A 7,554-nucleotide genomic window follows, 5' to 3' on the forward strand; every position below is an offset into this window, starting at 1 on the left:
TCGCAAACGTCACCGTAGTACCGGCAGGAGCAACCCGCTCTGACGTGCGTGCCTTTGACACCGGCCCAGCCAACATGGTGCTTGATGCGCTCGCTAAGGCGCTCTTCGACGCCCCCTACGACGATCAGGGCCACCATGCCGAGTTGGGCACACCGCTACCCGGACTCGTTGCCGACCTTTTGGCCGATGACTTTTTCCAGCAGTCTCCGCCCCGCTCTACCGGCCGTCGCGAGTTCGGAGCTGATTATGCCCAGCGCTTATGGACTGAGGTTCGCACCCGCAATGGAAGCCGCCATGACGCCCTGGCAACGGCGGTCTTGCTTACGGCATCGTCGGTGTATCATGCCTATGCGCAGTTCATTCGCCCCCAGACGCCTGCCGACCGTGTGCTCGTAAGCGGTGGCGGTCTGCACAACGCGGCTCTTATGGATGCCCTACGCAACGCGTTTGCCCCCATCCCTGTGGTAAGCACGGCCACTGTGGGTGTTGATCCGGATATGAAAGAGGCTATTGGGATGGCTGTGCTTGCACACGAATGGACACACGGCACGGCAACCGCGCTGCCATCGGTAACGGGGGCTACCCACGCGGCACGTCTGGGCGGCCTTCACCTTCCCCCTACCTCTCACGATTGAGAGGTCCTTTTATTGCACTTTTTTCTTATCGCATCCCCCTGTGCTCAAATGGCTTACACACTTAGCGACCTTCGTGCCCTCATTGATCTGGAGCGCATTGAGGATACCATTTTTCGTGGAACGAGCTACGACATTGGATCGGGAAGTGTGTTTGGCGGACAGGCACTTGCGCAGTCGCTCGTGGCGGCACACCGTACACTCGACACGTCGGGACGCGTGGCGCATTCGATGCACGGCTACTTTATTCTGCCGGGTGATGTAGAGGCTCCCATTGTCTATGAGGTCGACCGGCTGCGCGACGGCTCGTCGTTTACGACGCGACGCATTATTGCTATTCAGCACGGGCGAGCGATCTTCAACATGGCGGCGTCGTTCCATGCGCCTGAGCCTGGCGACACGCATCAGACCTCAATGCCCGATGTGCCTGCCCCCAGTGCACTGTCTTCTGACATTGCGTTGCTCCGCGAGATTAAAGACCGTATTCCCGAACACCTGCATCCGCTCTACACCGAAGAGCGCCCCATTGAGGTTCGGCGCGTAGACCCGGTGAATCCGTTTGCGCCTGAGCCGTCTGATCCGGTCAATCACATGTGGATGCGTGCACGCGGAACCCTGCCCCATGAACCGCTGCTACACCAGGCGGTGTTTGCGTACATGTCGGATTATGGACTGCTAAGCACTGCTCTGCGTCCGCACGGACGGTCCTTCTTAGATCCGGCGCTGCAACTGGCCTCGCTCGACCATGCGATGTGGTTTCACCGCCCGTTTTCGATGAACGAGTGGCTGTTGTATAGCGCCGAGAGTCCGGCTGCCCATGGAGCCCGGGGGTTTGTGCGCGGGCAACTCTTTACGCAAGACGGTACCCTGGTGGCGTCGGTCGCCCAAGAGGGACTGATGCGCATGCACGACCACGATAATCGCGATGATGACCAAAGCGCCTAACGCTGCTTCTGTCTCGGGTTATGACGAATCCGAGGAGGGATGGTCGGGGTCGGTGAGGCGCTGATGACGGATGTCGTTGCCCTCGACCAGGAAAACGACGCCCTGCGCAATGTTTTTCGCATGATCTGAGATGCGCTCAATGGCTTTGCTTGCCGTAATGAGATACGACAGCGCCTCCGAGGCATCAGGCTCTTCTTGCATCTGGGTGATGAGTGTGGAGAGGTTGTCCGCATGCAGCCGGTTGACCTGCTGATCGCGCGCGACGACGGTGCGTGCTTGCACGCGGTCGCGGCTCAGGAACGCCTCCTCGGCCCCGCGCAGCATATCGCGGGCCAGATCGGCCATGCGGGGCACAGTCGTGCGCGCCAACAAATCGGGGTGCTCTGCCAGTGGAGCCGCATAGCGCGCCAGATTACGGCAATGGTCGCCGATACGCTCGAAGTCGGTGTTCACCTTTACTGCCATGATGAGCATGCGCAGATCTGCGGCTACGGGTGTATGTAGCGCCAGAATGCGCTCGCAGTGCTGGTCGATGGTAAGCTCCAGGGCATCCACCTCGCTATCGCGGGCAGCCACCGCCTCTCCGAGCTCGGCATCGCCCTGGATGAGTGCATTCATCGCATTGGCCAGCTGCTCATCGACCAACGTAGCCATAGAAACCAGATGACGGCGCAACGTCTTCAGCTCATTATCGAGTTGAGGCCGGTGTCCATGCGAGGAAGCAGGCATAAGAGTGTAAGCAGTCAGCGAGCTACGGAAGACTCCCGCAACGTAAATGGCGAATTATCCGAACCGGCCCGTTACATATGCCTCGGTCCGTTCTTTTTGAGGACGCGTGAAGACTTGTTCCGTTGGGCCCATTTCAATGAGGCGCCCCATGTACAGGAAGACGGTTTCGTCGCTCACGCGCGAGGCTTGCTGCATGCTATGTGTAACCACCACAATGGTGTATTCGGAGCGCAGTTCGCTGATCGTATCCTCAAACTTGCCCGTGGCAACCGGATCGAGCGCGCTGGTGGGCTCATCCATGAGCAGAATATCGGGTTCTATTGCCAAGGCGCGTGCAATACAGAGACGTTGCTGCTGCCCACCGCTCAAGTTATAGGCGCTCCCATGTAGGCTGTCTTTCACCTCATCCCAAAGGGCAGCCTGGCGCAGACATCGCTCTACAAGCGCATCCTCATCACCGGTGTATCCGTTGATGCGAGCGCCCCACACGATGTTTTTGTAGATGGTTTTGGGGAACGGATTGGGCTTCTGAAAGACCATACCGATGTGCCGACGCACCGCCACCGGATCGGCCTGATAGATATCTTGTCCGTTGACGTGGACCGATCCTTCGAGCGTGGTATTCGGAATGAGTTCATTCATCCGGTTAAAACAGCGAATGAGCGTGCTTTTTCCGCATCCCGAGGGCCCAATGAGCGCCGTAACGCGGTTGGCCTTTACCTCCATCGAAATGTCTTCCAGGGCGTGCGTGTCGTCGCCGTACCAAAAGTTGAGATTTTTGACACGAATCTTTGTCGCTGCATCGTCCGTCGCAGCAGCGCTGGCGGCCTTGCGGGGGGCCGACCCAGATGCCGCCTCATTGGTAGACGAAGACGGGGGCGCCTCGGTCTCGGTAGGCGACGAACCGACGTTGGACGAATCTGCGGAGGCCATAGGACAAAAAAATGCTATACAAGATGGATGCAGGAGGCAGATGACACGGTCTCGCTCTTAGCCGGCCAGCCGGTCTTCAAAGTGATTCCGTAGCAAGATTGCCGTCATATTCATCAGCAACAAGAAAGCCATCAGCACAATGATGGCCGCGGCAGCCAACTCCTGAAACGAGGCACCGGGCTCTTCGGTCCACTGAAAGACGAGCATCGGCAGCGCGGTGAAATCGTCGAGCAGATGCGAGGGGGTAAAGTTGATCGCCAGCGAGGCCCCCACGAGTACCAGCGGGGCCGTTTCGCCAACAGCTCGGCTAAGCGACAAGATCACCCCCGTCAAGATGCCGGGCAGGGCCATCGGAATCAGGTGGTGCCAGATCACTTGCGAGCGCGTTGCTCCCAGCGCAAAGGCGCTCTCGCGCACCCCTTGGGGAATCGATCGCAGGGCCTCTTGCGAGCTGATTACAACGATAGGAAGCACTAACAGCGAAAGCGTTAAGCCCGCCGCCAGCAGACTGCTGCCCATATCGAACAGATACACAAACAGGCCCAGTCCCAGGATGCCATACACGACCGAAGGCACTCCTGCCAGGTTCGTAATGTTGAGCTGGATGATGCGTTTGAGACTGCCCTCCTCAGCATACTCTTCCAGATACAGCGCCGTCCCCACCCCCAGCGGCACGGTCGTGGCCGCCACAATGAGCATCAGATAGAGGGATCCGACAATGGCCGGCCAGATCCCCGATGTTTCTGGGCTTGATGTGGGGTATCCCGTTAGGAACTGCTCGCTGAGCCAGCCCGAGCCCGTCGTCACCACGTCCACAATGAGCGTGGCAAGGACCAGGAGGCCCAGCATGGTGGCCGCAAACAGCAGCCCGGCAACGAGCGTGCCGTAGCGGCGGCGCTTGTCAAGCTGTGGATGAAACGCGCTATGATCTTTCATTAGTAGTTTTCGCGATACCGTCGGATAATCCAGTTTGCTGCCAGGTTCATCATCAGCGTGATCAGATACAGCAGCAGTCCTACCGCAAAGAGGCTCTGGTAACTTACCGTGCCCTGATCGATGTCGCCCTTGGCCACCTGCACAATGAAGCCCGTCATGGTTTGGATGGATTCGAGCGGGTTGGCCGTCAGCGTAGCCGTAGCGCCCGCAGCAATCGCCACGATCATGGTTTCCCCAATAGCGCGGCTCAACGCCAGAATAAAGCTGGCAACGATGCCACTTAACGCGGCTGGTACGATTACCCCCATCACCACCTCAACCTTGGTAGCGCCCATCGCATAGGCACCGGCAGCCAGCGAGTCGGGCACGGCCTGAATGGCATCTTCGCTGACAGAGGCCACCATCGGGATAATCATGATGCCGACCACGATCCCCGCGCTCAGCGCATTCAGCGGCGGCAGCGATGAGTCGATCCCCTGAATGATGACGCCCGAGACAAAGGTGAGTGCAAAGAATCCGTACACCACGGTAGGGACGCCTGCCAACACCTCTAAGCTGGGCTTAAGCCATCGCCGTGCACGGGGCGATGCGTACTCAGAGATGTAAATTGCGCTGGCCAACCCAATCGGCATTGCTACCGCAGCGGCAATCGCGGTGATGAGTAGCGTGCCTGAAACCAGCGGTAGCACACCAAACGACGGGTCTGAACCGGCGAACTCCCAGTCGGTGCCTGTCAGGAAGTCAATCAAGGACACCTGGGCAAAGAAGCCCACCGACTCATAGAGCAGAATACCTACAATGCCCAGCGTAGTCAGAATAGTAAGCACGGCACAGAACCCAAGCCCGTACTTCACCAGCTTCTCGCGCGGGCTTCGGTACAGATTAGCCGACAGATCCATCGAGGCGTCTGGCGCATCAGAGGATGGCTGTGGCATGGTGGCCGATTCGGGGGGGGATGTAGGCATAATGCCGGGTCAGAAGGCGCTTCGTACGTAGAACAGAACAGCGCGAGGCTGCCAGCCGCAGCCTCGCGCCTCAACGGGTGGGGCGTAGCTGCCCTGCTACGAGCCTGCATTCGTGCTATCGGTTTCGGCATTTGTCGAGTCAGACGGCGCCGATGTACCGCTTGCGTTCATGCGCTCCAGCAAGTCGCCAATGCGCACGCCAATGGTTGGACCGCTGCCCTCAAACATGCTCCCTGTTACGCGATTATCAAAGCGCTGCATTACCAGGTCGTAGACTTCGGACTCAAACGGGATGTACTCGGCTTGCCGTACAAACCGCTGGGCATTCTCAATGTAGTGTTGCACGAACGGCTCAACCTCCGGATTCTGCTCCAACCGGTCAATGTTCACGTAAATAAACTCGGGTCGCGCAAGCGGCTGGTAGGTACCGTTGGCCACCGTTTCCTGGGTGGGCTCCACGCACCCTTCCCCTTGTTCATTGTCAACAGCAATGAGATGCAGGCTGTCGCTGTTGTTTTCGTAGTACGACAGTCCAAAGAAGGCCATGCCACGTTCGTCGCGCGATACGCCCTGCACCGTGGCGTTGTCGGTGCTGCTGGCGTTGTAATCGTCACGAATGTTGCCGCGCTCACCGTTGATGGCTTCGGTAAAGTAATCGTAGGTGCCGCTGGCAGACGAGCGGCCATACAAGCGCAGTTCTTTGTCGGGGAAGTCGTCGCGGATGTCGCTCCACTGCTCTACCGTGCTCTCGTCTTCCCAAATAGCGTTCAACTCGCTCACCGTAAGGCACGACACGAAGTCGTTGTCCGGATGCGTAGTGACCGTAATCCCGTCGTATCCAATTGGCAGCTCAATGAACTCGATGCCCGCCTCTTCGGCCCGACGCAATTCGTCTTCACGGATCGGACGCGAAGCGCCTGTCACATCGGTTTCGCCCCGAAAGAAGCGCTGAAAGCCCGCCGACGTACCACTGTTGCCTGCTATCACACGGGCACCCGGGGTTTCCTCTTGGTAGTCAGTCACCGCCGCACGCGAAATAGGAAACACCGTGCTCGACCCGTCAACGCGCACGGTCTGTCCTGTGTCGCCCCCGCATCCGGCCAACATCATACTGGCCACCAGCAGGGCGCTAAGCGCTATCGGAGGCATCGAAGCCATGGAACGAAACAGACGATTCATGCGAGTATGTTGGGGTTGGTGAACAAAAGATCGTAGCCAAGTAAAGATCGGAACGAAGTACGTATCCATACCGGGGCAGGCTCATGCAATAGGTCGCATTGCGTTGGGCCTGTCGTTGGGCCCAGAACGTTATGCCCAGAATGTGTGCCCGCAGCGGTTTTCTTTTTATCGATGCTATTCTTTAAAACGATAACCGACACCCTTGACGGTTTCAATAAGCGCACTGCCTATCTTTTCGCGAATCTTGCGAATATGCACGTCTACGGTGCGGTCAACCACGTAGACATCGGGTCCCCACACGTTATCCAGGATTTTTTGACGCGAGAAGACCTTGCCGGGATGCGAGGCCAGAAAGTACAACAGTTCAAACTCTTTACGCGGAAGCCGCATCTCTTTCTGCTGGCCGTCGTCTTGCTCCTGATACACCAGGTAGCGGTCGCGATCTATCGTGAGTGAGTGCACCACTAACTGATTCGGAGGGGTGTCATACCGTTGTACGCTACGCAGCAACGCCTTTGCCTGGCTAATGATAACAGAGACCGACACCGGCTTGCTGATGTAGATATCGGCTCCTACGTCGAGGCCTGCCACCTGATCGTCTTCTTCAGAGCGCGCCGTAAGCATCATAATAGGGGTCGTCCGCAAATGTGCATCCTTGCGTACACGGCGGCACACCTCGATGCCATCCAGACGCGGCATCATAACATCTAACACAATAAGATCGGGCCCATGCTCGCGCGCCTGCTCCAATGCCTCTATGCCATCGCGTGCCAGCACAGTGTTAAAGCCCTCGTCTTGCAGATTGTACTCCAACAGGCTTAGCAGATCCTCCTCATCGTCAACGACAAGGACAAGCGGGTCGTTGGTCGTCGAGGTATCGGAGGAACGCTCTTCGGTAACAGAGGCAGTCACAGGCAGCCGGTGAGTTTGTTTGCTGATGCGTGGGCCACCTTCCCTTTACCTTTCAGAGACGCATCGGTTGTTATGCAACTTTTATCATACGGTGCTCTTCCGTTCAACTGCATTCGATTCAACCAATTTGGGCGGATGCGAAGGCGGTGCTTCCTACCTGCATTTCACACGTGCGTCTCACCAAATTGCGTGTAGTGCTGTGTCAACCCTGAAAGATTGGGTTCAGATGCGTATTTTCCCCTCCATCCTACCCTTCCTCCCCGGGGAGGCTAGTCCTTGCACATAACTTTCTCTCTGATATTTTGTTAGCCAGAGCTTTGTTT

The 7,554-nt window shown here is 57.7% G+C and carries 8 protein-coding genes; 2 read left to right on the plus strand and 6 right to left on the minus strand.

Going from position 1 to position 7,554, the window contains the following annotated elements; all coding sequences use genetic code 11:
* On the plus strand, positions 1 to 635 hold a 635-nt coding region (locus R6U20_RS12810; protein WP_410338237.1), incomplete at its 5' end, for an anhydro-N-acetylmuramic acid kinase.
* Between the two features lie 48 nt (positions 636 to 683).
* Positions 684 to 1,577 (plus strand): acyl-CoA thioesterase II, encoded by an 894-nt coding sequence (gene tesB / locus R6U20_RS12815; RefSeq protein ID WP_410338238.1) that lies wholly within the window; start codon positions 684 to 686, stop codon positions 1,575 to 1,577.
* Between the two features lie 18 nt (positions 1,578 to 1,595).
* Here tesB and phoU read toward each other — a convergent pair whose 3' ends face one another.
* From phoU to R6U20_RS12845, 6 genes are all read right to left on the minus strand, one after another.
* Positions 1,596 to 2,306 carry a phosphate signaling complex protein PhoU gene (gene phoU / locus R6U20_RS12820; protein ID WP_410338239.1) on the minus strand — a complete coding sequence of 237 codons (711 nt, stop codon included), beginning with the start codon at positions 2,304 to 2,306 and terminating at the stop codon, positions 1,596 to 1,598.
* Positions 2,307 to 2,360: 54 nt separating this feature from the next.
* Complete coding sequence (pstB, locus tag R6U20_RS12825) at positions 2,361 to 3,239, minus strand: phosphate ABC transporter ATP-binding protein PstB (protein ID WP_410338240.1); 879 nt, start codon at positions 3,237 to 3,239, stop codon at positions 2,361 to 2,363.
* Positions 3,240 to 3,296: 57 nt separating this feature from the next.
* The gene (gene pstA / locus R6U20_RS12830; RefSeq protein ID WP_410338241.1) at positions 3,297 to 4,175 is read right to left on the minus strand and encodes a phosphate ABC transporter permease PstA; all 879 of its coding nucleotides are present in this window, start codon (positions 4,173 to 4,175) and stop codon (positions 3,297 to 3,299) included.
* Positions 4,175 to 5,140, minus strand: a complete 966-nt coding sequence (gene pstC / locus R6U20_RS12835) for a phosphate ABC transporter permease subunit PstC (protein WP_410338242.1) — start codon at positions 5,138 to 5,140, stop codon at positions 4,175 to 4,177. The genes pstA and pstC overlap by 1 nt, the downstream gene beginning before the upstream one ends.
* A gap of 96 nt (positions 5,141 to 5,236) precedes the next feature.
* Complete coding sequence (locus R6U20_RS12840) at positions 5,237 to 6,298, minus strand: PstS family phosphate ABC transporter substrate-binding protein (protein WP_410338243.1); 1,062 nt, start codon at positions 6,296 to 6,298, stop codon at positions 5,237 to 5,239.
* A 195-nt stretch (positions 6,299 to 6,493) separates the two neighbouring features.
* A complete protein-coding gene (locus tag R6U20_RS12845) occupies positions 6,494 to 7,231 on the minus strand; it encodes a response regulator transcription factor (protein ID WP_410338244.1) in 738 nt (245 codons plus the stop codon).
* Positions 7,232 to 7,554: the final 323 nt, after the last annotated feature.

Origin of the sequence: Longimonas sp. (assembly GCF_046498435.1) — a bacterium.
In the GTDB taxonomy this organism is placed as follows: Bacteria; Bacteroidota; Rhodothermia; order Rhodothermales; family Salinibacteraceae; genus Longimonas.

What these genes read in the sequence shown, in the direction of transcription:
- tesB (WP_410338238.1), top strand. Translation starts at nt 684, where the DNA reads ATGGCTTACACACTTAGCGACCTTCGTGCCCTCATTGATCTGGAGCGC.
- phoU (WP_410338239.1), bottom strand. Translation starts at nt 2,306, where the DNA reads ATGCCTGCTTCCTCGCATGGACACCGGCCTCAACTCGATAATGAGCTG.
- pstB (WP_410338240.1), bottom strand. Translation starts at nt 3,239, where the DNA reads ATGGCCTCCGCAGATTCGTCCAACGTCGGTTCGTCGCCTACCGAGACC.
- pstA (WP_410338241.1), bottom strand. Translation starts at nt 4,175, where the DNA reads ATGAAAGATCATAGCGCGTTTCATCCACAGCTTGACAAGCGCCGCCGC.
- pstC (WP_410338242.1), bottom strand. Translation starts at nt 5,140, where the DNA reads ATGCCTACATCCCCCCCCGAATCGGCCACCATGCCACAGCCATCCTCT.
- R6U20_RS12840 (WP_410338243.1), bottom strand. Translation starts at nt 6,298, where the DNA reads ATGGCTTCGATGCCTCCGATAGCGCTTAGCGCCCTGCTGGTGGCCAGT.